General features: G+C 43.4%; 20 protein-coding genes. 8 read left to right on the forward strand and 12 right to left on the reverse strand.

Annotated features, from left to right (window positions below; translation table 11 throughout):
* Positions 1-172: 172 nt before the first annotated feature.
* Positions 173-793, forward strand: coding sequence for a sensor domain-containing protein (locus tag NQ117_RS21715; RefSeq protein ID WP_258280110.1), 621 nt, complete (start codon positions 173-175; stop codon positions 791-793).
* 45 nt (positions 794-838) lie between these two features.
* Positions 839-2650, forward strand: coding sequence for a helix-turn-helix transcriptional regulator (locus NQ117_RS21720; protein ID WP_258280111.1), 1812 nt, complete (start codon positions 839-841; stop codon positions 2648-2650).
* A 777-nt stretch (positions 2651-3427) separates the two neighbouring features.
* On the opposite strand, the gene NQ117_RS21725 is transcribed toward NQ117_RS21720, so the two are convergent.
* The 4 genes from NQ117_RS21725 to NQ117_RS21740 all read right to left on the reverse strand — a co-directional run bounded on the left by NQ117_RS21725 (position 3428) and on the right by NQ117_RS21740 (position 11223).
* Positions 3428-4294, reverse strand: a complete 867-nt coding sequence (locus NQ117_RS21725; protein ID WP_258280112.1) for a metal-dependent hydrolase — start codon at positions 4292-4294, stop codon at positions 3428-3430.
* A gap of 239 nt (positions 4295-4533) precedes the next feature.
* Positions 4534-5766 (reverse strand): aminopeptidase, encoded by a 1233-nt coding sequence (locus NQ117_RS21730; protein WP_258280113.1) that lies wholly within the window; start codon positions 5764-5766, stop codon positions 4534-4536.
* A gap of 212 nt (positions 5767-5978) precedes the next feature.
* Positions 5979-8282 carry a S8 family serine peptidase gene (locus NQ117_RS21735; protein WP_258280114.1) on the reverse strand — a complete coding sequence of 768 codons (2304 nt, stop codon included), beginning with the start codon at positions 8280-8282 and terminating at the stop codon, positions 5979-5981.
* Positions 8283-8841: 559 nt separating this feature from the next.
* Positions 8842-11223 (reverse strand): S8 family serine peptidase, encoded by a 2382-nt coding sequence (locus NQ117_RS21740; protein ID WP_258280115.1) that lies wholly within the window; start codon positions 11221-11223, stop codon positions 8842-8844.
* A gap of 479 nt (positions 11224-11702) precedes the next feature.
* Here NQ117_RS21740 and NQ117_RS21745 point away from each other — a divergent pair, with 479 nt between their 5' ends.
* On the forward strand, positions 11703-11816 hold the full coding sequence (locus NQ117_RS21745) for a putative holin-like toxin (RefSeq protein ID WP_258280116.1): 114 nt from the start codon (positions 11703-11705) through the stop codon (positions 11814-11816).
* 188 nt (positions 11817-12004) lie between these two features.
* Entirely contained in the window at positions 12005-12334 is a 330-nt protein-coding gene (gene csaA, locus NQ117_RS21750; protein WP_258280117.1) for a chaperone CsaA, read from the forward strand.
* A gap of 200 nt (positions 12335-12534) precedes the next feature.
* On the opposite strand, the gene fumC is transcribed toward csaA, so the two are convergent.
* Entirely contained in the window at positions 12535-13923 is a 1389-nt protein-coding gene (gene fumC, locus NQ117_RS21755; protein ID WP_258280118.1) for a class II fumarate hydratase, read from the reverse strand.
* 240 nt (positions 13924-14163) lie between these two features.
* Between fumC and NQ117_RS21760 the strand changes: the two genes are divergently transcribed.
* From NQ117_RS21760 to NQ117_RS21775, 4 genes are all read left to right on the forward strand, one after another.
* Positions 14164-15213 carry a hypothetical protein gene (locus NQ117_RS21760; protein WP_258280119.1) on the forward strand — a complete coding sequence of 350 codons (1050 nt, stop codon included), beginning with the start codon at positions 14164-14166 and terminating at the stop codon, positions 15211-15213.
* 91 nt (positions 15214-15304) lie between these two features.
* Positions 15305-16465, forward strand: a complete 1161-nt coding sequence (locus NQ117_RS21765) for a hypothetical protein (protein ID WP_258280120.1) — start codon at positions 15305-15307, stop codon at positions 16463-16465.
* Between the two features lie 258 nt (positions 16466-16723).
* Complete coding sequence (locus NQ117_RS21770) at positions 16724-17395, forward strand: futalosine hydrolase (RefSeq protein WP_258280121.1); 672 nt, start codon at positions 16724-16726, stop codon at positions 17393-17395.
* Positions 17392-18234 (forward strand): 1,4-dihydroxy-6-naphtoate synthase, encoded by an 843-nt coding sequence (locus NQ117_RS21775; RefSeq protein ID WP_258280122.1) that lies wholly within the window; start codon positions 17392-17394, stop codon positions 18232-18234. The genes NQ117_RS21770 and NQ117_RS21775 overlap by 4 nt, the downstream gene beginning before the upstream one ends.
* 84 nt (positions 18235-18318) lie before the next feature.
* On the opposite strand, the gene NQ117_RS21780 is transcribed toward NQ117_RS21775, so the two are convergent.
* From NQ117_RS21780 to NQ117_RS21810, 7 genes are all read right to left on the reverse strand, one after another.
* Positions 18319-18774 (reverse strand): SRPBCC family protein, encoded by a 456-nt coding sequence (locus tag NQ117_RS21780; protein ID WP_258280123.1) that lies wholly within the window; start codon positions 18772-18774, stop codon positions 18319-18321.
* Between the two features lie 193 nt (positions 18775-18967).
* Entirely contained in the window at positions 18968-19477 is a 510-nt protein-coding gene (locus NQ117_RS21785) for an SRPBCC family protein (protein WP_258280124.1), read from the reverse strand.
* 261 nt (positions 19478-19738) lie between these two features.
* Positions 19739-20644 carry an ABC transporter permease subunit gene (locus NQ117_RS21790; RefSeq protein ID WP_375163112.1) on the reverse strand — a complete coding sequence of 302 codons (906 nt, stop codon included), beginning with the start codon at positions 20642-20644 and terminating at the stop codon, positions 19739-19741.
* Positions 20645-20657: 13 nt separating this feature from the next.
* A complete protein-coding gene (locus NQ117_RS21795) occupies positions 20658-21560 on the reverse strand; it encodes an ABC transporter permease subunit (protein WP_258280126.1) in 903 nt (300 codons plus the stop codon).
* Between the two features lie 287 nt (positions 21561-21847).
* Positions 21848-22711: a patatin-like phospholipase family protein gene (locus NQ117_RS21800; RefSeq protein WP_258280127.1), complete on the reverse strand. Its 864-nt coding sequence runs from the start codon at positions 22709-22711 to the stop codon at positions 21848-21850.
* Positions 22712-22943: 232 nt separating this feature from the next.
* A complete protein-coding gene (gene uvrA / locus NQ117_RS21805) occupies positions 22944-25454 on the reverse strand; it encodes an excinuclease ABC subunit UvrA (protein ID WP_258280128.1) in 2511 nt (836 codons plus the stop codon).
* 225 nt (positions 25455-25679) lie between these two features.
* Positions 25680-26342 carry an HD domain-containing protein gene (locus tag NQ117_RS21810; protein WP_309137904.1) on the reverse strand — a complete coding sequence of 221 codons (663 nt, stop codon included), beginning with the start codon at positions 26340-26342 and terminating at the stop codon, positions 25680-25682.
* Positions 26343-26438: the final 96 nt, after the last annotated feature.

The following is a 26438-nucleotide window of genomic DNA, read 5'->3' on the forward strand; positions in this document are numbered from 1 at the left end:
GTGATAAAAACGTTCATTTCAACATAATCATTCGTCATAATTCCTATGTGTGATGTCATATGACAGTCCCTCACTACCCATTGTGACAGCATCTCACCTATGCTAGGGATATCAATCAGCGGACATGCGACTGCTGAACTTACTACTATCTATGAAAAAGGAGAAGTTAACGATGAAAGAGCATTTCATTCGAAACCTGAAACATGCACAACTTATGCTGTATACGTTTGTGAGCGGACTATTTTATTTCATTTTCTTTTCAGTCGGGGTCACATTAGGTGTAGGGTTATCGATCACTGTTGTGGGGATTCCAATCCTGGTCTATGTGCTGCAAACAGCACCGAAATTCGTACGTTTAGACGCTCGAATCATTGAAAAATACACATCCTTACCGTTGACTCAATTGCCATGTGATGAAGAACACTTCCATTACAACGAGCCAAAGCAAGATTCATGGGAACAGATGAGAGGGACATTGACGAATCGCGGTTATTGGATCATGATTAGATTATTGTTATATAAATTGGTAATTGGGATGGGCAGTCTAATCCTTTCGGTCTTGATGTACGTTACACCTCTTATGTTATTGCCTGCACCCCTTCTGTATAAGATCCTCCCGTACAATGTGCTGGCTAATTCAATTGAAACGCTCCCAGCCGCATTAGCGGTAAGCGCCCTGGCTTGTTTATGGTTGATCGTTAGTACACGAGTAGGCAATGCCTTTGCGAAGTACTTAGTCGACTACACACGTCGTATGATTGAAGTGGGGTATTTATATAAAACAAAACAGTAAAGTACCGAATTGGTGCTTATTACGAAGATGGAGTGAGAACTTCTAATGTGGAATATAACGAAGCATTGGTTTTGGTATGATTGGATGTGTTTCTTTATTCGGTTATTACTCTTAATAGCCATAGTTTTAAATATGCTAATTAATCCAATACCATTTTCTGTGCCATCATGGGTCATCATTTTAGCAGCTATTTTGATTCATTCGATTCCTTTTCTCATCCAACAGTTCAGTAAAAAGTGGTACTTAGTCTCAGAAATTGTGTTGACTGGATCGTTTTATATGTATCTTACTTCTGATCAACCACTTCTCTCTTGGCAATTTGTCATAATCGCATTTGTAATTGGCTTTTACAGTGACAAAAGCAACTATTTGTGGACAGCAATACCCACTATTTTTATCATTCCTGGTATCAACGGATGGCTAGCTGATGAGCCTATTCTAGCTATTATTTTAAACTATATGTTTAATCATGGCGCTGTATTTGCGCTAGGCTATGCCTTTCAAGTACTTGCCTTAAACCATAAACAGAGTAAAATTATTCAAGAGCAGAAAAAGGTACTGGAGCAGCACGTTAATCAGATCGAGGAACTTACTTTGAAAGAGGAGCGGAACCGACTGTCACATGAATTGCATGACACGATCGGCCATACGCTAACCTCGCTAATTGTAGGCATGGAGTCATTGAAAACGTCATTCCCTTCCAATCAAAGCGAGCGAATCGATACCCTTGTCGAATTGGCCCGCCATGGGTTGGATGATATTCGCCAGCATCTGCATCATTTGGCTGCAACGCCAATGAGCCAATCGTTACGTGATTCAATGCAACAACTTATCGGAGAATTCACAAAAGCAACAGGGGTAACGGTTAGCTTCCGTACATTCGGAAATGAAGTTCCTATCACAAAACAAATAAGCTTCTGCTTGTATCGCTGCCTGCAAGAATCTCTCACCAACGCCGTTCGACATGGGCAAGCGAGTACGATACAAGTTCAGTTATTTTACGACAACCAACAACTACGTCTACAAATTGAAGATAACGGCATAGGTATGGAGCAAATACGATTTGGCTTCGGGTTATCCGGCATGAAGGAACGCTTAGATGAATGCACGGGCAATCTAGCTGTACATTCTCGAGCTAATGAAGGAACGGTCATCATCTGCACGCTCCCTCTAAAAGCAGAACTTGCGCAAACAGGGATACGACTTCTACTCGTCGATGATCAATCTATTATTACAGAAAGTTTGCAGCGCATTCTAGAACAACAGCCTGATCTCCAAGTTATTGGAACAGCTGAAAATGGACAGCAAGCTTTGGAGCAATGTGCGACAGCTCAGCCTGATATCGTACTTATGGATGTGCGTATGCCAGAAATGGATGGTATTGAAGCTCTCCGTGAGATGAAGCAGCGTTGGCCTCAGATGAGAGTTGTTCTATTAACAACATTTGAAGATGTGTCGCAAGCTGTCAAATCAATAGAGCTTGGTGCAGAAGGATATATGCTTAAGTCGATTCATCCGCGAGACTTAATCGAAGCGATAAAGCTTATTCATAGCGGAGGAACATGGATTGATCAGAACATTACCGTTCAAATATTCGAGAAAATGAAGCGTCAACGGGAACAGCTCGGCAATCAAAATTATTCCCCGGAAAATAATCCGTATGGAATTACGAAACGAGAGTTAGAAATTTTACAGCATTTAAGCAATGGATTGCGTTACAAATCGATCGCAGCCAAGCTATTTTTATCTGAGGGTACGATACGAAATTACTGCTCTACTCTCTATTCCAAACTAGGAGTAAGCAACCGTGAGGACGCGATCGAGAAGGCACGCGCTGAGGGATTGGGACTGCATTGATTATGCAGTATACGAATCAACTATTTTCGCATAGTAACTCAAAGTGTAGTTCCAATTCAAACTATACCTACTGATTAACCTATGTTTCGATATCCCGCATGCAAATCCACCTCTTCTTGTCCTTAAAGAGCGAATTTTTCAATTCAAATAGTAGGCACCCATCCTAGCATAAAGAGGCGAGAAATTGTCCAAATGGAACGTATGTATGTTGAGGGGTATCCATTCCCCACCAATGTCCTACTATTATTTCTTTAACGGTTGTCGCAGAGACTATCCAGCTTACATTTACTTATTTTGAGGTGTAAAGGATGTCAGAGAGCTTATTTGTCAGATTAAGCGAATGAATTCACCATAATTGCTAAAATAAGCGCTCTGATGACCGTTACAATTCTATTAGGGACGATTTCGTATAAATAACGTCAATAGTAACCGTTAGAGGGAGTACCAGAGTACAACAAAGGACTCACACAGGTTGCTCCATGGCATATCGCAGCTCAATAGCTGATGATAGCGTCTGTAATTATCGCGAGCCCCATTGGAATGACATATTCATACATGAAAAAACTTAGCATCGCACACCGTGTCATGCGATTGCTTCTTTTTCTTTCTAACCTTTTAATAGCCCAAACTATTCTATAAGAATGGACTTGTCTCGATGTCATTTCTGCATTTTATTTATATTTCAACAACCATAACTTCATACAATCCATACATAAAAACCGCTCCACCTTACATGGAACGGTCTTTTGTACGCATTGCTTCCACAATAACATTTACTTATTTATCCATTTTCTCGTATAAGAATGATTCACCATTGCGGTAGAAGCGCGGATCGTAAATCCCGATATGTTTGTCGTCATTCACAATAACAATAAAGGGTGACCATTCATATAACGTCTTCGCCTCTGGGTTCGCTGCAAATAGCTGTTCAAGGCTGGTGCTCTCATCCGATGTCAGTTCGACTTGAAGCTTCGGTTCAGTGAAAACGGTCGTTCTACTAATGTAAACTTTATCATTTTGTTTGCCGATCATTTGAAACTGCCCTGGAATAAAGCCTGCTGACAACGCGAATTCGTCGTATTGCTTCGCATATTGGTTCTGAATCACATATCCTTGAACCGTCTGGCTAATAAGATGAACAATCATCAAAGCCCATACCCATTTGAATACGCGTGATGATGACAAATTCCGCTTGAATCGAACTAGCAGCCAACCGACCAACATAATGATCCAGAACATAAAGTCTATAATCGGAATCGTGCCGAACGTAACCCGTATCGAAGAGAACGGCTCCAAATACCCTGTCCCCCACGCATTAAACAGATCGCTCGAATTATGAATAAACACAGCTAGTAAACCCATCGCGAACAGCTTCAAGTCCTTGACCTTAAACAGCAACCAACTCACAATCGACAATAAAGCCGCCCATACCGGTACAAGAAACACGGAGTGAGTAATGCCGCGATGCCACATTTGATAACGTCCTGCTGTATCCCACCACTGTGAAATGACATCGATATCAGGAATATTAGAACCTACGACTGTCGTCAGGAGCAGCGCTCGTTTTTCATTTGTCGTAAAACGCTTTTTATCAACAGCTGCATATAAGGATAATCCAAATAGTGTATGTGTTATCGTATCCATTGCTTATGACTCCCCCCTATAAACATCATTGTAAGGATGGGACAACCATGAAGCAATAAAGACAATCGACAATTTACTTAAAAATGAAGATGTCTGCATTCAAGAAAACGACAAACCGCCATCCATACAACAAAAATAGCGGCACAGGAATTAACCCCGTACCGCTATTTGCATATCATTTAGGGATAGCCATCTCTTCAGCAATATTCTTGCATTTGAGACAATATCATTCCTACTATTTAAATCGCCCAATTTCCGTTGCGGAAGATAGGCACGGACGTTCCATCTTTAAGAATACCGTCAATGTTCATTTCAGCTGAACCGATCATGAAGTCAACATGTGTAATACTCGTGTTTACACCTGCTGCACGCAGCTCATCCTGTGACATCTGCTTGCCGCCTTCAACGTTAAACGCGTAACCACTGCCGATTGCCAAATGGTTAGATGCGTTCTCATCGAACAACGTGTTATAGAACAAAATGTTGGACTCCGAAATAGGTGATTGATGCGGTACAAGCGCTACCTCACCAAGATAACGAGCTCCTTCATCTGTATTCACGAGCTGCTCAAGAATGTCTTGACCTTGCTCTGCTTCAACTTTCACAATACGGCCCTTCTCGAACGTAAGCTTAAAGTTATCAATCAAATTGCCACCATAGCTAAGCGGCTTCGTGCTTGACACGTAGCCATCCACACCATCGCGATAAGGCACAGTGAACACTTCTTCTGTCGGCATGTTCGCCATGAAGTTCACCTTCTGCTCATTCGTGCTGCTCGCACCAACCCACAGATGCTTCTCTGGAAGCTCAATCGTCAGGTCAGTACCTGGCGCTGTGTAATGCAGCTTGTGGAAATGATTCTCGTTCAAAATATCAACCTTCGCATGAAGATTGTTGTTATGCGCTTCCCACGCTTGAACCGGATCTTCATGATGAAGACGAACGGAATCGAAAATGGCAGCCCATAACTGTTCAACAGCTTGCTCCGCAGATGCGTTAGGGAATACTTTTGCTGCCCATGCCTCAGAGACTGCTGCTACCACCGTCCAGCTCACTTTGTCAGACTGAATAAATTGACGGTATTTCGTCAATGCTTGGCCTGCTGCTTTTTGATAGTTGCCAATGCGTTGAGGGTTAATTCCCTTCAGCAAATCAGGATTCGATGACACGATGGAGATAAACGCTGCACGCTTATCAAGGAACGCTTCGCGTTTCGCTACTTCCCACTCCGGATAGCTTGCAAACACTTCATCTGGTGCTTTCTCATACTTCAAGCGAGACAATGCTTCATCTGTCCAATCGACATGCACATTGCTTGCGCCCGCTGCATAAGCTTTAGCTGCCACTAGGCGAGCCAATGGAGCTGACTCAATCGTACTATTCACGAACACCTCTTGTCCTTGTTGGACGTTAACGCCTACTTTTACGATCAATTCTGCATATTTTTCAAGATTCTGTTCGAACTGCGTCATTGGTCATTCTCCTTTTATGTAAAGTGAAGGTTATACATAACTTATATTGTATATGTTATTTCCCACTTTAAGTCCAGTAATTTGACCAATATTCAAAAAAAATATAACAACAAGCCCTGTTCGCACCCACAGAAGATGGTTCAACGAACAGAGCTTGCTGTCAATTACACGTTAGAATTTGAATACAGTTCAAGGAACTTCCCAGTATGTCCCTATTTCAAATCTTTCACTGGTAGTTGTTTCAGTTCATCATCCAGTTCATCTTCTGGTTCTTCAACCGGTTGGGCGATAAATGTCACGACGTTACTGGCAGGTGAAAGAACATTTTGACTGTTCCTTACTTTGACAGAGAACGTATATGTGGCCCCTTCTACTAATCCCTGATTAATAATTAATGTTGGTGAAGAAGACGCACCTATTTGCTGCGTATCGTTATAGATTTCATAGGAAACTGGTGCAGCATGATTGTTCGGATCTGTCCATGATAATACTACACCACCAGCAGCATCTGGTGTAGCCGTCAAATTCGTTGGCGCAGCCAACGGGCCTTCTACAGGAGCACTGCCGCCTTTTGTGAGAGCAGCATTTTTACCTGATACAACTAGTGCGAATGGTTGTGTCGATTGTGGAACGTTGTACGCTTTAACGCGAATCGTGTACTTGCCCGCTTCCGATGTATTGAAGTATACATTTTCAACGTTGTTCGCACGATCGAACGAAGCGCAGCTTGTGCTAGCCGTGTTGCTTACAAAGCAGTTTCCTTTGTACACTTGGCCAGATGGAGAAACAACTTCAAGGTCTAGGTCATTTACAAGTGCTTTCGTAGTGGATACAGCAGCTTGGAAATCTGACCATACCGTAGAAATTTTGAGTGGCTGACCACTCGCTACATCTACTGTATAAGTAGCAACATTACCCGTACTTAGACCCGCTGTATGATCTTCATGCTGAGCCGTTACGTTCGTCGGGTAGAGTGTCGCTTCCAAATTGACACGTCCCCAACCTGTTTCACGGCTGCCCCAACCATAGCCAACATCTTGAGCACCATTAATGAGGGTAGCTTTTACAAGCGCAGCTGTAGGATCAATCTTTTTCACAGTGTTGAAATATTGACGAACAAGAGCAGCTGAACCTGCTACTGCAGGAGTAGCCATCGAAGTACCTGATAGCGTTGCATAGTGCTGATTCGGATTACCTGTAAGGGTTGAAATCGTAGAGCGAGGAGAAATAATGCTTGTACCCGTTACAACAACATCTGGCTTCGTACGACCATCGAAGGTAAAGCCGCGGCTGGAGTAAGAGGCAATGGAGTTAGGAGCTGTCTTGGCCAAGCTGCCTACAGTAATGGCATTCTTCGAAGTACCTGGAGTTGCAATGGTGTTGTTACCAAAGCTTCCCGAGTTGCCTGCTGCGAACAGGACGTTGAAGTATTTGTTCTTGAATGTATACTCATCCACTCGTTGAGCGTTGGTATTGTAGGAGTTCGAGGAAGCTCCCCATGAGTTCGTATGAATTTTGGCACCTAGCGCTTCAGCTTCAGCGAACAGTTGTCTTACATCACCAGGGTTAATGCCTCCTCCACCTGTGCCGAGCGCTTGCAGTACAAGCTTCGCACCTGGAGCGACACCCTTGTATTTTCCACTCGACTGTTTACCTGTACCGAGTACTGTTCCCGCTACGTGCGTACCGTGCCCACCAGGATCGGACCAGTTACCTGGGATCGCTTTTGCAATTGGAGTTACATGAAGCTGACCCGTAAAGTCTTGGTGAACCGTAGACACATTACCGGAGTCTAGCCCACTGTCACCAACGGCAACAATTTGCCCTGCGCCAGTCAAGCCTTTTGCCCACACGCCTGTAACTGGTGTGGAAGTACCGATTTGTTGATTAATAAACTCATTCGACGTTTCGTAACGAAGCTTTGTTTCGATAAAGGTAATATCTTTATCTTGAAGCAAGGCGTATACTTGTTGATCGGTCAACGTAGCTTCAATGCTGCCATCGTATACACGAACATCTTGTGGAGCGGTAGGATTGATAAGGGAAGCAATTCTTGATTCACTGCCTGGGAATGTGGAGATAACATATTCATTCGGGATGCTGTCTGGGGTAGTTAACGTGCCGACCTTCCAATCTGCTTGGAAAGGTGTAACGCTGTATACGAGGTCGTTTGCAGCAATTTGCTGCGCTTGTTGACCATTAATTCGTACGAGGTAAGCAAAGTCCGGCAAATAATCACCGATGGTTGCTCCATTCTTGCTTAGAAGTTCTTTGGATGCTTGTGTAATTACATCCTTGAATTGAACGACATACAACGCTGCTTCATTCGATTGGGCATGTTCGCTCAAACTTTTCTGCTGAGGGAGGTCTTGAAGATTCACATCTCCTGTCTTCAAATATAGAGTACGAGAGAGAGTGGGACTTGGTTCGGCGGCAAAACCATTTGACTGGAACACGGGAGCAAACAGGCTCAGTGTAAGTGCAATCGATAGACCCATAGCAAACTTTCTTTTCATACACATACCTCCATCATATTAAATTTGAATGCAGCAAAATGGAACAACTATGAAACGATAGAATCAATTCAGAAACTTTTCAATCCACCACCTTTCCACAAAAACCATTTTATGGGCTATAGCTTGTTTAGAATCATACCTGTTATTTCTCACTTTAGCAATAGGTTTTATCAAATTAATTTTGTTTCATCGATAACCCTTATGTATAAAGGAATTAGGTAGTTGTTACACTGCTAAAAATCCTTAATTACGACTTATTTCGATAAAGAAATAAGAGCATATCAGGTAGATTCATTAGCTTCTATCATACGAAATGGGACTCAACATTTATTGGACAACGTTCTATTTAAGTAACAAAAATGATGAAACTTACTACCAAAATGAAAACAAGCACCCCCTTGCACTATGAAGTAGTGATAACAGGGATGCTTGTTTTTTTAATATAACACTAGAAGACGAATCCTATCGAATCCATTCAGCCATTGCCTGCTTTCAGTAATCTTCCGCTAACATAGAATGAACATAAACGTTGCTATCTTAAAGTGGTCATTACACGCAATTAACTCACTTTACTCCACAAGGCAGGAACATTAGGTGGCTCCCATCCTACTAACGATAAATGGGCTTGGCGGGCACGATATGTAACATTGCCATAAGTAACGAGATCATTTACTTTGTACTGCTGTCCTGCTTTCCACGGTGACGCAACTGGCTCAGGATTAGGACCTGTTTCAATGGTAACCTGGACAGGAATACTATTGGGGGATAAGAGAGTTCCAGCTCTCACCTTAACGGTAAAGCTGTATGCCGTACCTGCCTGCAATTGATTAATGACAGCAGATGTGGTTGGTGAAGTAGCTACTAGCTGGTTGCCAATGTAGACTTCATAGATTGGTGCACTTGCATGAGGATTTGGATCATTCCATGACAAGGTTACGCTATTTTTCGTTTTAGCGGTCACTTGTAAATTAGTAGGGGCTTGTAGGTCCACCGGCTGTGTCACGCCGCCCGCACTCAGTGCTGCATTGCTGCCAGAAACAACAAGCGCAAATGGCTGTGCTGCTTGAGGAATGTTGTAGCCTTTGATTCGAATCGTATAAGTACCCGCCGCTGCCGTATTGAAATAAACATTTTCTACATTGTTAATACGGTCAAAAGCTGCGCAGCTCGAGCTTGCATTGTTGCTTACAAAGCAGTTTCCTTTAAATACTTCTCCTGTTGGGGAAGTAACTTCGAGATCAAGATCATTAACAAGTGCCTTCGAGGATTGAACAGCGGCTTGATAATCTGTCCATACTGTCGAAATCTTTAGCGGCTGACCTGCGCCTACTGTCAGGGTGTAGGTCTTTTCTTCACCTGTCTGAATGCCCGTTGTGTGATCTTCGTGTTGTGCTTTGATGCCATTCGTTGGGTACAAGGAAGATTCTAAATCAACTTGCCCCCATCCTGTTTCACGGCTGCCCCAGCCAAAACCAACATCTTTAGCACCGTTAATCAGCGTCGCTTTAATTAGTGCAGAAGTCGGATCGACTTGTTTCACATTTACAAAATGTTGTCGCACGATTGCGGCTGCACCCGCTACAGCAGGAGTAGCCATCGAGGTACCAGACATCGTCGTATAATTTGCATTTGGAACAGCTGGTCGATTGGAAAGTGAAGAACGCGGTGAAATAATGCCGCTGCCTGTTACGGCAAGATCCGGCTTCACTCGTCCATCAAAAGCATACCCTCGGCTAGATGTAGGTGACATGCCATTTGACGTTTTAAGCATATTCGCTACCGAAATAGAGTTTTTCGAGGTCGCTGGTGTAGCCACCGTATTGGCACCACTACCAGAGTTACCTGCGGCGAATAAGACATTAAATTTTTTATTAGCGAATGTGTACTCATCTACTTGAGCAGCAAAGCTGTTATAAGTATTAACAGGTGCTCCCCACGAATTCGTGTGTATACTGGCGCCATTGCTTTGGGCCTGCCCGAATAGGGTTCTCAAGTCTCCAGGACAAATGCTGCGTCCACAGCCAACTGCTTGAAATACCAACTTCGCACCTGGTGCGATTCCTTTATACTGCCCATTTGACAGAGCACCAGAACCTAGTACAGTACCAGCCACATGGGTCCCATGCCCATCTAAGTCAGACCAGTTTCCAGGTGTAGCGACAGCAATTGGAGTAGTTTGCAGTTGACCTTGGAAATCTGCATGCATGGTAGAAAGATTACCGGTATCCAAGCCAGTATCGGCAACTGCGACGACTTGTCCTGTGCCTGTTAAGCCACGGCTCCACATCCCACTAGGGGTAGAGGCTTTTACCTGAGCTGCGATATAGTCATTCGTCACATCGGTTTGTAGTTTCGGTTCAACAAAGGTTACATCTTCTGTCTGGATGAGAGCTTGAATGTGCGCGTCCGTCAAAGTAGCCTCGATGACACCTTTGTTGACGGTCAGTTGTTGAGGAGCAATCGATTGGATAAATGCAGCTGCACGTGCTTCACTGCCTTTGAAGGTGGATATGACAAATTGATTCGGGATGCTGTCGGTGGAAGCAAACGTTCCTTCCTTCCAGGTAGGTTGATAGCGGGTAACACTGTATACGAGGTTGCTAGTGGAGAGTTGACTTGCCTGTCCATCTGTCATGCGAACGAGGTAAGCAAAATCCGGGAGGTAATCACCAATTTCGACGCCTTGCTGTGTAAGTAATTGTTTTGATTCATTCGTAATCACGTCCTTGAACTGGACAATGTACATTTTGGGGGATTGTGAGGATTCATGAAGCATTTCTTGCGGAAGCGAAGTTTCCCTCAGGTCAATTTGACCTGTCTTGAGATACAACGTTCGAGCAGTTTCACTTCCTTGCTCTGCATAACCTGTCGGTTGGAATGCTGGTATAAGAAGACTTAATGATAGCATCATAGATAAGCCAATGACGAGCTTTCTCTTCATATGTAGATTCTCCTTCGCGATTAAATGTTGTAGGTTGTAGTAAGTCTCCTATGTTAGCTTCTTGATCCCCTTTCGATGAGATTAACAATTACTGGACAATGGCTTATCCTGATAATAACCTGCATCGATTTAATGATCAATACAAATTATTACATGTTAGTAATCTAAATAAACGTTACAGGGCCCAAGTGTAAGCGCTTTAACAAAATTATTTACAAATGAAAGGTAACATTCTTGTCATAACTAAACGAGAACGAATCTCTTATTGGGTTATTGGGCGCTGTTCGATATTTATGAAACACATTGCGAATTCTATCAATGATGTCGTTTGGACGGGCCGAATTGAACTCATCTAGTTCTATCGCCGCAATCACAAGAACTTATGTTCCTAATCTGATATGCATATGCTATAATCTCCCTGTACAATAGTAAGGCTACAAGGGCGGTCGGCTAATCTCCCGGAAGGGAGGTGATGCCTTGTGAAGGTACATGACGCACTAGGATTAGTAATTGACTTCGGTATGCTGCTTATTGCACTGCTGACGCTCATTATTGCTATCATCGTTGTCATTATCCAACACACAAAGAAATAGACCGCCCCCAACCAAGGAATGCGGTCTATTGCTGCACCTTATAAGCCACCGCCCTGTGGCGGCTGTTGTACGTAGGAGCCGTCACCACACGGCTCCTTAATATACTTTATTATACCTCTTCCAAATTATTCATGCAAACAAATGACACCTTTTGAGCAAACGTCGAGAACTTTCTATAGGAGGATATCATGGCGACAATAGAAGACTTTACAAAGCTAGACATTCGCATCGGCACCATTATCCAAGCCGATATCTTTCTTGAGGCACGCGTGCCTGCTATTAAGTTGATGATCGACTTCGGCCAGCTTGGTATTAAGCAATCATCAGCCCAAATTACCCACCGCTATGAACCAGAACAGCTCATCGGGAATCAAGTTGTTGCAGTCGTGAACTTTCCTCCAAGGCGCATTGCTGGCTTTAAGTCTGAAGTTCTCGTCTTAGGTGGCGTTCCCGGTGAAGGCGATGTAGTCCTGCTTAAGCCTGACACTCCCCTTCCAAACGGTACACCTATCGCTTAGATGCAGCTCGTTGAACATATGCATCGAAATACCGCGTACCTTCAACTGTTTGTCCTATGATGAAACATTCTGTCGTCAGGTCATTCATGTTGAAGGCGTATATAGAATTTAATACTTTCCAAATATCACTCAATAAAAAAGCGAGATTCTATGAACCACAGAATACTCGCCTCTTTCCTCTTTACTAATGTATAAAAAATTTATGCCTTCGGATGGATCATCAGCTCAGGTCGGACAACTTCGTCGAACTTCTCTTCCGTCAGTAAGTTAGAGCGCAATGCCGCTTCTTTCAGCGTCAGCCCCTCTTTATGCGCTAATTTAGCAACAGCAGCTGCATTTTCATACCCGATATGTGGATTCAAAGCAGTCACAAGCATCAATGAACGATCAAGGTGACTTTTAATTACGTCTACATTCGGCTCAATCCCTACCGCACAGTTATCGTTGAACGATACGATAGCATCTGCCAACAATCTACTAGATTGCAAGAAGTTATAAATGATAACCGGCTTAAATACGTTCAGTTCAAAGTTGCCTTGGCTGGCTGCAAAGCCAATCGTAGCATCATTCCCCATCACCTGACACACGACCATCGTTAATGCTTCACTCTGCGTCGGGTTCACTTTGCCCGGCATAATGGAACTGCCCGGTTCATTTTCAGGAATGCGAATTTCACCAAGGCCACTGCGAGGTCCGCTGGAGAGCCATCTAACATCATTCGCAATTTTCATCAGGTCGGCTGCAAGCGCTTTAAGCGCGCCGTGCACGTATACCAGTTCATCATGGCTTGTCAACGCATGGAACTTGTTGCTTGCCGATGTGAATGCCTTCCCTGTCTGTTGGCTTATTTGCTCTGCAACCATATCCCCGAATCGCGGATGCGCGTTAATTCCCGTACCTACAGCTGTTCCACCGATTGCCAGCTCGCTTAAAGAAGAAGCACTCTCACTGATCATGCGCTCGCTTTTCTCCAGCATTCGATGCCAACCGCTAATTTCCTGACCAAGTGTCAATGGTGTTGCATCCTGCAAATGAGTACGTCCTATTTTAATGATAGATTCAAATTGTTGGCTTTTTTGAAGAAGCGTTTCTTTCAGTTTATAAATAGAAGGCAACAGTTCCTCTTCCACAGCGACTAGCGCCGCCATATGCATCGCTGTTGGGAACGTGTCATTGGAGCTTTGTGATTTGTTAACATCATCATTCGGGTGGACACGAAGTGTGCTTCCGCTCTCTTCTAGCAATTGATTCGCACGGTGTGCAATCACTTCATTTACATTCATATTGCTTTGTGTACCGCTGCCTGTCTGCCATACGACAAGCGGGAAATGCTCACCCCAGTTCCCAGCGATCACTTCATCAGCCGCTGCAACGATAGCGTTGGCTTTTTCACTATCCAACTTGCCCAACTCTTCATTTGCTAGAGCAGCACTCTTTTTCAAAATCGCAAACATACGAATTAATGGCTTAGGCATCTGTTCTGTACCAATGTTGAAATTCTCAAAGCTGCGCTGTGTTTGCGCTCCCCAAAGCTTATCAGCAGGTACCTTTACTTCGCCTAGTGTGTCCTTTTCCAATCTGTACTCCATGTGATGCCCTCCTCATTTGGATATAAGCGTAATGGATTGCGTGAGATTGCAAATGATAATGATTTTCAATGATAGTTTTATTATGATCAATCTCGTTCCCACTTGTCAACATCCCCATAATCTACCTGTACATCGATCTACTGCAAGTGTAGACTACGATAATGGATATAGGTAAATAATGCCGAATTAGGAGCGAAATATTGTGAAAATTACCCTGATTTTTAAAGGACGGTCTGACAGATGAAACGGGCAGCATTATGGACAGTTTTAGTTATGTTGATAATGATGGGAGTACTGTCTGGTTGTATACAATCCAATGACAAGAAACTCAATCAAGTAGAGACGTTGTTGAAATCTGGACAATGGGATAAAGGCGAGCAGCTTCTTACATCAATCAGCCAAACTCAATCGACTCGTTATATCGATTTAGAAACTTCTATTTCACGAAAAAAAGAAGCGGACAAACACTACGAAGCCAAGCGCTATGCCGAAGCATTTATTCAATATGATCAAATGCTAATCAAGGATGAACTCGTAGTAAAAAGAAGTAAAAACCTAGCACAATATCGGGTTGAGGATCTGAAAAAGAAAATTATAAAAGCACAACAATCCGGATTTTGCCAAGACGTCGAAAGTGCGATTTTCAAAATAAATTTGATCTCTATATCTCACCCTAATATAAAATACAGTCCTTCAAATCTTGAACAACAGCGAAGCAACTGCTTCCTCCAAGCCAAAGCTATGGATGCTGTTAAAATCGGTGACTATAACGAAGCGTTATCCTATTTTGAAAAAATAGAGAACTATTCTACTCATGCTGTTGTTCTATACATTCTAGCTTTGCAAAGTGAAATGCTTGGATATCCTTCATCGATGGAGTCGTTCCTATATCGTATACCGGCAGATTATAATGGCCCTTATTATGAAAAAATTCTTACCTATAAGAAGAAATACATACCGAAAAGCCAATGGAAAAAGCAGTATAACAAGTATCATAAACTAGCCTTTAGCTCCTATGAAGAAGCTATGATAGCTAACTCTATACCTAACAAAGGCCGAAGCAATAGCGGCTACAGAATCGACAGTAAAAACACCCACAACAAGAACAGCAGCCGTTCAAGTGGCAGCGGAAGCAGCTATAAAGGAAGTAGCAGAAGTACAGGCAAGAGCAGCTACAGAAGCAGCAGTCGTAGCAGCAGAAGCAGTTATAGCAGGAGCGGCAGCTATAGAAGCAGCGGTGGAAGTTACAGTCGCAGCAGTGGCGGAAGTTCACGTGGAGGACGTCGATAAGCTTTAAGCTTATTTAACAAGCAGGATAGAATTCATACTTTATATAACAACAATTGAAAAAGATATTCTGAATTAAAGGCAGGCTTACATCATGAAATGGGTCTATTTATTTATTCTACTGCTCATCCTATGGATCTTCGGATTGTTTACTCTTGAAGATGAGGAAGTTAAAGAGCCAAAGAAACCGGAAAAAATTATCGCCACGGGCGAACAGTATAGACATGTCGAAGACTTAGTAAGAGCAGGTAAATATGATGAGGCGGAGAAAATGCTCAATACATTTGAGCCAAACTTTTTTCTCAACTATTACCACATCAAAGATTCTATAGCGGGAAAAAAAGCTGCTGATGCACATTACGAAGCTAAACGTTATTTAGAAGCATTTGATCAATATCACAATATGTATTTTAAAGATGCTGTTGCAGCAAAACGAAGCGAAGTACTCGTCATCTATCGTATCGAAAAACTTAGGAAAGAATACCGAACCTATTTAACAGAAGATGAATGCTACCTGAATTATGAAGCAGACAAGAAAAAAGCAGAAATTCAACAATTAGTAGAAAAGTATCCTAAAATGAAACATGTTCTTCTCGAAATGGAAGAAGAGGAACGTAATTGTAAGGCTTGGAGCTACGCAGCAGATGGTGACTACAACTACGCTTTAACCCATTATGAAAATGACGAAGATTTTGCGGAACATGCTATTGTCTTATATTTATTAGCAATGAAAAGCAAAGCAGAAGGATCCATCACTAAAGCGAAGGAATTCCTTTATCGGATTCCTGTTGGATATGCTGGTCAGTATAGTAAAGAAATTTTAGCTTTCAAGGAAAAATACGTACCAAAAAAACAATGGGAACAGCAATATCAAAAGTATCACAAAATTGCTCTTACCTCATCTCAAAAAGCGATGGTAACCCATTCACGACAAAATGTGTTAAAGGATATGGAAAAAAGAGCAGCTAAGATGGCACTTGAAGAAGAAGACTACGACGACTACAACAGCGAAGAGGAAGATGACTACGATTACGATAGTTCTAGCAGCAGTAGCAAAAACAAGAAAAGTAAGGATAGTAAAAATAATAAAGATAAAAAGAAAAAAGATAAGCAATCATCTAAGACGAAACAAACGAAGTACAAGAATGATAATAAATCTTCAAAAAAATCTTCTTCGAGCAGCAGTTTTAACAGCGGAAGCAAAAGCAGTAGTAAGAGCAGCGGCAGCAGTAGCAGCTCACGAGGAAAACGTTAATAAATGAAAGAGCAGTCCTCTCATAGGACTAACTACACATTCTGATCGACCGATACCGTACAGCTCTCAGATGAGCGACAGTATCGGTTTTTTATTGTACGTTACGCGTTGTTGTCAGTTCTCGGCGCACGCTATAACAGCATAACGCATTGCGTCCTACAATCGGCATTATATATAATGATACTACCTATTACCTTAATCTATATGTAACAACATACATTTATAAACGTGATATGAAAGAATAAAGGAGCTAATCCGATGATTGAACATAATAGCGATAGCAACTACCAGCGCATCCTCATCGTCACCGCTGTCGACGTTGAAAAGGACGCTGTCCTGCGCGGACTCGATGGCGACAGCCGCTTCGAGGTAATCGCGGGCGGTGTCGGGCCGGCTTCCGCAGCGGCAAGTACCGCGACCAACTTGGCACGAGGCAACTATGACTTGGTTGTCAGTGCGGGCATAGCCGGGGGATTCGCAGGACGCGCCGCGGTTGGCACACTCGTCGTAGCGAGCGAAATTATCGCGGCCGATCTCGGTGCAGAGACGGCTGAAGGCTTCCGCCGCGTGGACGAACTCGGCTTTGGCTCCACCTCTGTCGCCGTAGAGACAGAACTAGCGAGCCGACTAACGACGGCGCTGCGAGCTGCAGAGCAGACGGTTGCACTTGCACCAGTGCTTACGCTGTCAACCGTTACAGGCACAGCCGAGACTGCCGCGGCATTAGCGCAGCGCATTCCTGAAGCCGCAGCCGAAGCGATGGAAGGCTATGGCGTTGCCGTTGCTGCTCAGCAAAGCGGGATTCCCGTGCTTGAGCTGCGCTCGGTTTCGAACCCGATCGGCCCTCGTGATCGGGAGGCATGGCGAATCGGTGATGCATTAGCAGCGCTGCAAGCCGCAAGCTCCATTTTGAAGGAGGTACTCCGATGAAAATTGCCTATTCACCATGTCCGAACGATACGTTCGTATTCCACGCATGGGCACATGGACTTGTCCCTGATGCTCCGCAGTTGGATGTCACGTATGCGGATATTAATATCACGAATGAACTGGCTACACGTGAGAATGACCTAGATATTCTTAAAATCTCATATGCCGCACTGCCATGGGTACTCAAAGAATATGCCTTGCTACCGTGTGGCGGTGCCTTAGGAAGAGGATGCGGACCACTCGTTCTTACGAAAGGACAAGCTGGTGAAAACAATGATCCTGCTCAGCTAACAGGACGCCGTGTTGCCGTGCCAAGCGAGCGATCTACTGCGTATTTGCTGTTCCGACTATGGGCAGCGAAGCATGTGCCAGGGGGCGTTGGAGAGATCGTCGTAATGCCATTCCATGAGATTATGCCTGCCGTACGTGACGGCCATATCGATGCAGGCCTCGTTATCCATGAGGCACGATTTACCTACCCGAACTACGGACTATCCATGTTAGTCGATCTCGGAAATTGGTGGGAGGCAGATACGAAGCTGCCAATCCCACTCGGAGCAATTATTGCTCGACGTTCGCTCGACCTGCAAGCCATCTCTAATTGGGTGCGCGCTTCTGTACAACATGCATGGGCACACCCCGAAGCATCACGTGAATATGTCATGCAGTATGCTCAAGAACTGTCGCCTGAAGTAGCGCAAGCACATATCGATCTCTATGTGAACAGCTTTACCGCTGATCTAGGTGAGGATGGCTTTAACGCTGTAGAAGCCTTGCTCAGCCGCGCTGCTGCTGAAGGGCTAGTCCCTGAATTTGATCCAGCCTTGCTAAGGCTGTAAGCGAAATACAAAAAGACTGCTTTCCATACCAGGAGAGCAGTCTTTTTGTATTTCCATATGTAATAAATACATGAATGACTCCAATTACTCCGCATGCGAATTGGCCTCAAGATATTTCTTTAAACGATCCATTTCTTTTTGCAGCATCAGTCTAGAGATCCAGCTTGTTAATAAAAATAAAATTCTGTTCTTACCCGATGGGATATCATACTCTTGCAGCTGAGTCACTTTCACAACCTCACCTTGTTTATCGAATGCATAGGTCATCGTCACTATGTAGTCTTCAACCGTCGCCCTAGCTACTACTTTATGTGGCAAGTTACTTTCTATAATTCTAGCCTTTACCTCTAAAACTTGACCGAATTGCTTCTGCACGGTGATATACGTTAGACCGGGATAACATTGATTACGATCTTCTTCACGCTCAAATATATAACCAATAACCATTTTGCTCCAACGTTTTATTTCTTCTTCATCATTCAGTGCTTTAAATATCCTTTCTACTGGGGCCTTAATCTCCGTGGATACAATAATTTGCACGCAAAATATCTCCCATTCTACTAATGATTGTATGTATATAAAAATGGATAAAAAGAACAATATACCTATATGATACCACTCATAGATCGAAGTATACACAATAAAACCCCTTACTAGTTGAAAATATAATTCGTCTCATCTAGTAAGAGGTTCTACTGCTAATGCTATTTTATTAGTAATCTCAATCTCGCTATCAATTCTCATCGCCCTCAGTCTGTTCGACTGGCTCTGGCACTTCTGGCTTAAGGCTGTTTTGATAACGCCGCTCCACAAACGCTTTTAATCGAGTCAATTCCTGTTTCAGCTGCCTTCTCAATACCCATCTCGTGACAAGAGAAGATACCCGATCCCACAACGAAACGACTTCACGCGTATGGGTAAGCGTTACACGCATAACACCAGGCTCATGCTGTTCCAATTGGAAATTCGTCCATACTTCCCAATCTTCGCATGCTCCTTTTACAGTTACACGTCTATTCGGTTCGTACTCCATAATTTTGGATTGGATGTCTACAAATCTCCCTAGATACTCTTCCACTCTTGTATATGTAGCGCCTACTTTGACACGCTCACGGTCTTCTTCCTCATTAAACTTATACTCGACAACAAACTCGCTCCACTCCATGACATGCGAATCACGAACATACGATTCAAATACCATTTCCTTCGGAGCAGCAATATCCATAGAAATTGAAATATTCATTTTCTTACTCACCTGCTTGCCCTTTTACATCTATACTGCTAACAGCGACGGAGAACCGATAACAACTGAGCATCTAAATAGCCCGCCGACTGTAGAGTAGCTTATATTCTAACATGTTATAGCAGCAGGTTAAATGTGAGTCTATTTCCATTCGTAGAAGATGTCATTCTGGCTAAAGCCCCTACAGCGATTGAATCCGTAACAAATAGATTAGCATAAGCTTGCATACAAGCGGATTCCATAATTCCTTACGCGTATATCTTAAGCCCTTGCATTAGAACGTCTACTAAAGAAACGTCTAAAGCCTTCTCCTAATATATTGAACGTCAAAATAACGTACATAATAGCTAACGCCGGAATGAATACAAAGCCAAACTTCTTGTAGTAAATATCTTTACGATGCTCCCCTAACAAAGACATCCAATCTGAGCTCGAATTAATGAACTTCTTCGTATACGTTGCAACTTCAATCCAGTCATGCGTAAGAAAAATACTAAGTACGCCAAGCTGTCCAACAAGTAGCATCACTTTGCCTACATCGATGCAGAAATTGATAATGAGTTCTGGCAGCAATGCAGGCATATAGTAGCCAACAGCCAAACGCTTGCCGCTTAATCCTAAAGAAGTACCCGCCTCCATATATGGTTCATACGATAACTGATGTGTCTGTTGTTGAATAACATAAGCTACCCTGAAAACTTCGATTAAAGCAAGTATGGTAATGACTTTTAACAACCGATAATCCCCATACTGAATCCATGGACTACTCAATAGCAATGCCGCAAAGAAAAGTGCGGGTAAGTAAGAAAAAACCTGATTCAAGCCTGTAATTACCGAATAAGTCGCCCCTTTCTGTTTACGGGCAAGTAAACCTAGTGGTACGGCGATGAGGTATCGGACTAAAGTCACTGCCAACACAAATAAGACGGTTGATTTTGCTCCCACTATCAGTTTACTTAAATTGTCGACACCCGCCTTATCAGAACCGAGCGGATTTTTCTCAGATGGTTTATAAGGAGGCATCGTGAGCTTCGTTCGATCAGCATTCCAACGATGCTTCTCTGGTGTTAACTCTTTATCTATAAATGGAAGATGAGGACCTGCAAACATAACGAATAAAAGGAAGGCAAGCATCGTTCCGCCGATCCATAATGGTATATTTCTCAACTCAACCACCCCTTCATCGCAATCCGCTTTTATTTTTGGAGACTATACTTACAAGTTGAGCGACAACAAGCAGAATCATAAAGCAGAAACTAATCCCAATAATGACACCTGGCTCATAATTAGCACCCGCTCCAAATTGGGTGTCATAGTCAATCGCGAAAAACAAGCGATCCGCTGCACCTGGGAAATTTGAGAAGTATTCGATAATTAACAAGTTCGATAGCATGTACACAAATAAAGAAGATAAATGGCTTAAGATCGTACTCATACAATTTTTCAATACATGCTTGTACATAATCCGAGTACGAGATAATCCCTTAGCTTGTGCGACTGTTATGTACAACAGTCCTTCTTGTGCCGCGATAGAAGCTGAGGTAATCCGAGCGATATAGAACGTAGGGTAAATGGACAGCAATACTGTAGGTAATACCCACGCCTCCCAGCCTTCCTGTGCAAAAATACGAATAGACGGAAAATAGGTAAGGATAATCCATTGATAGAGCAATATAAGCAGAAAGTCAGGTATGGACTGAAATAACCAAGTTGTCATACCGCCTAACCATTTTGTCTTTCTGTCCGAGCTTTGATAATCGAAGATCCCTTTCAAAATGCCTAAGCCCATACTTAAGACAAACGAGGTAACGATAACGGCCAAACTATTCATAAACGTTCTTGCTACAGCCGTTTCAGCCATTTCTCCTTCAAAACGAGTTGGACCAAGTGTCTGTTCATAAAAAAGTCCATGAAAAAATGTCTTAATATTGGCAGCGTACTTCTCCCAAGTAAAATGATATTCGGCATGTATTTCGTGTCCTGCCACGCTAATATCCAAATCTCGTGGGAATAAGACGACTAAAACGAGCAATATCATTGCAACTATGCTGAGCCCTAGCGTCTTGTAAATTTGTGTGCGCATTCCTGCCATCCCCCCATAGCATTTCTGTCTATTCATTACACTTTAATTCCAATCCATAATTTGGATCATAAAAATATTATATAGATTTTTCGTCATATCCCGACAATCTCCTGCTTCATTTGGAAAAATATATGTATCTAGTTGTACATTATGTATATAGGAACTTTCATTGATTTCAATAATTGAACAGCCGTCGAAACGTAACCATACACAAAAAGAGGCTTTGCCCTGCAAGTAATCATCAACTTGCGGCAAAACCTCTTCTATTTACTCACACGACTCATTTGTTACTTCCATTCACGGACTAGCTGTTCACCAATTCTACATCCAAGCCTATAATCTTGGTCTAACACTTCTATATCTTTCGTAAGGCGCTCCGTCTTGAATTCAGCCGGAGGATTCACCTCAATAATACGTACATCCGCGGGCGGATTGCGCATAAAGTCAATTGCTTCTTGATACTTATTAGCCCGATTATTTAGTGCAACTACCAGCCGTGGATATCGGCGCAACACCCATCTAGTTGGCAGATTGACTTTACTAGAAGGCATCGTGAACGCATGTGGTCTAGAACGAATCACCATGATCGTACTCGCTCCTCTGCGGTATGCTTCCAGAACAGGAATCGAATCAGTAACCCCGCCATCGACATAAGGAATCCCATCCACTTCAACAAACCCACGGTAAAGAACAGGAATCGCACTAGAAGCTTTCAACATCTGTTCTAAATTATTCGCGTTGGGCTCAAGATAAACAGGATTCCCCGTCTCTACCTCTGTCACCCCAATTAGAAATTGAGAATGGCCGTTAAATAAAAGCTCCCGTTGCACAGGAAGTTCCCGCGTTGTCGTATCCCACAACCAGTCCAGATCCATCAAATGTCCGCCACGGATGAATTTTTTCCAATTTATAAAGTCAGGTCTTACAGAATAATCCGTTAGTACTTTATAGTTACGCTTATACATTTGACCAAGATAAACCGCTGTATTGTTAGCACCAGCTGACACACCAATACATATATCGAAGGGATTGAAGGAATGCTGAATGAAAGCATCCAACACCCCTGTGGAAAATATTCCTCTCATCCCTCCACCTTCAACAACCAAAGCTGTCTTGCCTGACTTCGGAACCGTAACGGAATGCTCACTCATCTTCTCACCTGCCGTTTTCTTAATGCCTAGCGTTAACTTCTTTATATACAATTACACATCAATTGCAGAGTGATGTAAACCCAACAAATGATCTAGGCAGTATCCAATGGTCCTATAGAAGAAGATAATCGTTCCTATGTCACGTCTCCAAATTAGACAATTCATCTTGAGCATGAGTAACTCTCTATCGTTGAAGGTACGGGTTCAGAACCGTATTTTAATCTCATAAAAGTTACTTTAATGCTGCTTTTAAAAAGGCAGCCGTTTGCGAATCAGCAACCTCTGCCACTTGTTCTGGTGTACCTGCAGCCATTAATTGTCCACCAGCTACGCCGCCTTCTGGCCCTAGATCGACAACCCAGTCGGATTCGCGAACGAGATCCATATTATGCTCAACGAGAATAACTGTATTGTCGGCATCCACCAGCTTTTGCAGCAAAATAAGCAGGCGCTCTGCGTCCTTCGGATGGAGCCCTGTCGAAGGCTCATCCAGCAAATAAAGTGTATGCTTCTTCGTTTTCTTGCTTAGCTCTTTCGCTAGCTTCAGGCGCTGCCCTTCTCCACCAGATAGCGTTCGAACGGATTGCCCCCAGTGCAAGTAGCCTAGACCCACTTCGCACAATAGCTCGATCATACTCGAGATTTTTTTCTCTGACGCAAATACTTCCAAGCTGTCTTCAATGGACATATCGAGCAAATCGGAAATGGAATAGTCTTTATAAGTGACCGCTAGTACTTCCTCCTTGAAACGGCGCCCTTTACATACTGTACAGGTAACCTCCATATCAGGTAAGAAATTCATGTCCAGTGTCACTACGCCTAGCCCTTGGCAATTTTCACAGCGACCACCCGCTGTATTGAAAGAAAAATGCTTGGATGTCAGCTTCTGCTTCTTCGCCTCAGGTAGCCCTGCAAATAAATTGCGAAGCTGTGTAAATACATCCGTATACGTCGCCACATTGGAGCGCTGCATCCGACCGATCGGAGATTGATCAGCCAAAATAAGCTCACCAATATGCTCCAAACCTTCAATACGGTCACAGCCTGGACGTTTTGCATGCTCGATACCGCCTTCTGCCAACAAATCAAACATCAATGTTGACTTTCCTGAGCCAGAAACTCCTGTTACAGAGGATAATGCTCCAAGCGGGAACGAAACATCGATATGACGCAAATTACGTAAATGAGCATTATGAATCGTTAATTTGCGTCCATTTCCACTTCTACGTTTACGCGGCGGGGATGGGAGTTCCTCTTCTCTTAAATATGCGCCTGTAACCGATGCAGGGATCGCCTTTAACTGCTCCAACGTGCCTTCACCCACTACTTCACCGCCACGTGTACCTGCACCAGGTCCCATATCAATAACATGATCTGCAGCACGCATCATTTCAGGATCATGTTCAATGACCAATACCGTATTTCCCATATCGCGCAGCTGCAGCAGTACGGAAATGAGTCCTTCCGTATCTTTCGGATGAAGTCCTCTAGATGGTTCATCCAATACGTACAGCACACCCGTTAATCCTGAACCAAGCAAAGTTGCGAGGCGAAGCCGCTGTGCTTCTCCTCCTGACAATGTAATCGTTTGACGATCTAGCGAAAGATAGCTGAGTCCAACATCTACAATCCGCTTAATCCGATTCGGCAAATCCTCCATAACCGGTTGAAGCATTATCTGCTCTTGCTCGGTTAGTTGACTAGGCAAATCACTGATCCATTGGTGTACATCCGATAGGGACCAGCTAGACAGATCCGAAATGGATGCCCCATGTACTTGAACCGATCGACTTTGTGCATGTAACTTTTTGCCGTGACAGGATTCACATGTCTGCTGCGTGAAAAATGCGCCCGAGTGTCCGTAGGATGCACCTGCTGCATCGCCATCTTTATCTTTATATCTGCGCCACATGCCTGTAATAATACCTTCGAACTTGCCCTTAGACACGGTCTTCGGCGGCTGAACGCTCGGATAATGACGAGAGAACTCTTCACTTTCTACTCCGTGATAAAGCAAATCCTTTGCTGCTTCTGTGTAAGCACCAAGAGGAAGATCCAGATCAAACTCGAACCCGTAATGCTTGCCAGCTGCTACTAGTACATGGCCGTAATATTCGATTAATCCTTCATTAAGGAAGACAACGCCACCTTGACGGATGCTTTTTTCCAGATCAAAGACTGCGTCAATATTTAAACTAGCAACTTCACCTAGACCTGAACATTCTCCACAAGCCCCTTCAGGCGTATTGAAGGAAAAATGCCTCATCGTAAGTTTGGGGAGCGATGTGCTGCAAGAAGGGCAAGAGATTATTCCCTCACGTTCTTCTTCCTCATTCATACTGCTCTCCGCCGCAGTGCCCATTGCCTGTTCAACCATTTCACCGCAGGATGGACACGGACGCTTACCTGCTCTTGCATAAACAAACCGCAAAAATTGATGGATATCGGTGACGGTTCCAACGGTTGAACGCGGATTTCGATTCGTCACATGCTGTCCTACACTTATGGAAGGAGAAAGACCGGAGATCGAATCAACTTTCGGCTTTGTAAAAGAATCCGTAATCATCCCCATTGACTCCATATACTGTCGTTGACACTCTTTTTGCAATGTTTCCATCGCAAGTGTAGATTTACCGGATCCTGACGGCCCCGTTAACACGACAAACTTATGCTTTGGAATCTCCAACGTAACGTTTTTCAAATTATGCTCTCTAGCACCTTTAATCTTGATCGTCTCGAACAATGATACCCCTCCTTGATTACGGTTGCGGAAGTCCAGCTTGTGAAATGTGCGTAGAAGATCTAGCGGATAAACCCAACGGTCATTCCTATGTGGATAAATTCGCAACTCAATTAAAATAGATCCTTATCATACTACATTCATGCAAATGATAAGGTTGAGGTTCTTTTATTCTTTATTTACAGTGCTCCATTCGAAAAAACATTACACTTGGTCTTTAAAGTTTGTTTACAATTCACCTTCCCATTCATGCTTGAATTGCTCTAAATAATCTTCCATATATCGATGCCGATCTACCCCAATTCTTTTGGCCGCAGCAGTGTTCAGCTTGCCCTTCAGCTTAAGCAGTTTCTCATAGAAATGATTAATCGCCGTACTTTTTCCATGTCGATACTCTTCCATCGTCATCGTTTCTCGCGGTGGAAGCATGGGGTCATGAATAGGGTCGCCTTTCCAAACCGCGTAGAGAAAGACTCTCGCAATTGCGATTGCACCTATAGCATCCAGACGATCAGCATCCTGTACAACTTGGCCTTCCAGCGTCCGCATCGGCGGATTCTTCCCTGCTGAATAGGACATCGTAGATATAATTTCCATAATGTGTTCTTGCTCTTCAAGAGCTAGAAGCTGCCCTTGCAGCCAATCCCTAACCTTCTGAAGCCCTGCTTCCTTCGACGGATTCAACTTTTCATCTGCAACATCATGCAGCAAAGCTGCAATTTTACACAACGCGATGTCCGCCCCTTCTTCTTCTGCCAATCGTTCGGCCATTTTCACCACGCGATATACATGCCACCAATCATGCCCTGTCGGATCCTGCTCAAGTTCTAATTTAGCGAACTGTTCGGCCGCTGCAATAACTTGTTCTTTGGCGTTTCCCATGGAATTCATTCATTAACACCCTTCCTTTTATGTAAATATCACTATTAATATAAAAAGAGCTGACTCCGTTAGAAAAGATAACTACGAAGCAGCCCCATAAAGAAA

Origin of the sequence: Paenibacillus sp. SC116, from assembly GCF_024733555.1 — a bacterium.
Lineage (GTDB): Bacteria > Bacillota > Bacilli > Paenibacillales > Paenibacillaceae > Paenibacillus_B.

Bases quoted from the DNA above. Each gene is read 5' to 3' on its own strand.
- NQ117_RS21715 (WP_258280110.1), top strand. From the start codon at position 173: ATGAAAGAGCATTTCATTCGAAACCTGAAACATGCACAACTTATGCTG.
- NQ117_RS21720 (WP_258280111.1), top strand. From the start codon at position 839: ATGTGGAATATAACGAAGCATTGGTTTTGGTATGATTGGATGTGTTTC.
- NQ117_RS21725 (WP_258280112.1), bottom strand. From the start codon at position 4,294: ATGGATACGATAACACATACACTATTTGGATTATCCTTATATGCAGCT.
- NQ117_RS21730 (WP_258280113.1), bottom strand. From the start codon at position 5,766: ATGACGCAGTTCGAACAGAATCTTGAAAAATATGCAGAATTGATCGTA.
- NQ117_RS21735 (WP_258280114.1), bottom strand. From the start codon at position 8,282: ATGAAAAGAAAGTTTGCTATGGGTCTATCGATTGCACTTACACTGAGC.
- NQ117_RS21740 (WP_258280115.1), bottom strand. From the start codon at position 11,223: ATGAAGAGAAAGCTCGTCATTGGCTTATCTATGATGCTATCATTAAGT.
- csaA (WP_258280117.1), top strand. From the start codon at position 12,005: ATGGCGACAATAGAAGACTTTACAAAGCTAGACATTCGCATCGGCACC.
- fumC (WP_258280118.1), bottom strand. From the start codon at position 13,923: ATGGAGTACAGATTGGAAAAGGACACACTAGGCGAAGTAAAGGTACCT.
- NQ117_RS21760 (WP_258280119.1), top strand. From the start codon at position 14,164: ATGAAACGGGCAGCATTATGGACAGTTTTAGTTATGTTGATAATGATG.
- NQ117_RS21765 (WP_258280120.1), top strand. From the start codon at position 15,305: ATGAAATGGGTCTATTTATTTATTCTACTGCTCATCCTATGGATCTTC.
- NQ117_RS21770 (WP_258280121.1), top strand. From the start codon at position 16,724: ATGATTGAACATAATAGCGATAGCAACTACCAGCGCATCCTCATCGTC.
- NQ117_RS21775 (WP_258280122.1), top strand. From the start codon at position 17,392: ATGAAAATTGCCTATTCACCATGTCCGAACGATACGTTCGTATTCCAC.
- NQ117_RS21785 (WP_258280124.1), bottom strand. From the start codon at position 19,477: ATGAATATTTCAATTTCTATGGATATTGCTGCTCCGAAGGAAATGGTA.
- NQ117_RS21795 (WP_258280126.1), bottom strand. From the start codon at position 21,560: ATGCGCACACAAATTTACAAGACGCTAGGGCTCAGCATAGTTGCAATG.
- NQ117_RS21800 (WP_258280127.1), bottom strand. From the start codon at position 22,711: ATGAGTGAGCATTCCGTTACGGTTCCGAAGTCAGGCAAGACAGCTTTG.
- NQ117_RS21810 (WP_309137904.1), bottom strand. From the start codon at position 26,342: ATGAATTCCATGGGAAACGCCAAAGAACAAGTTATTGCAGCGGCCGAA.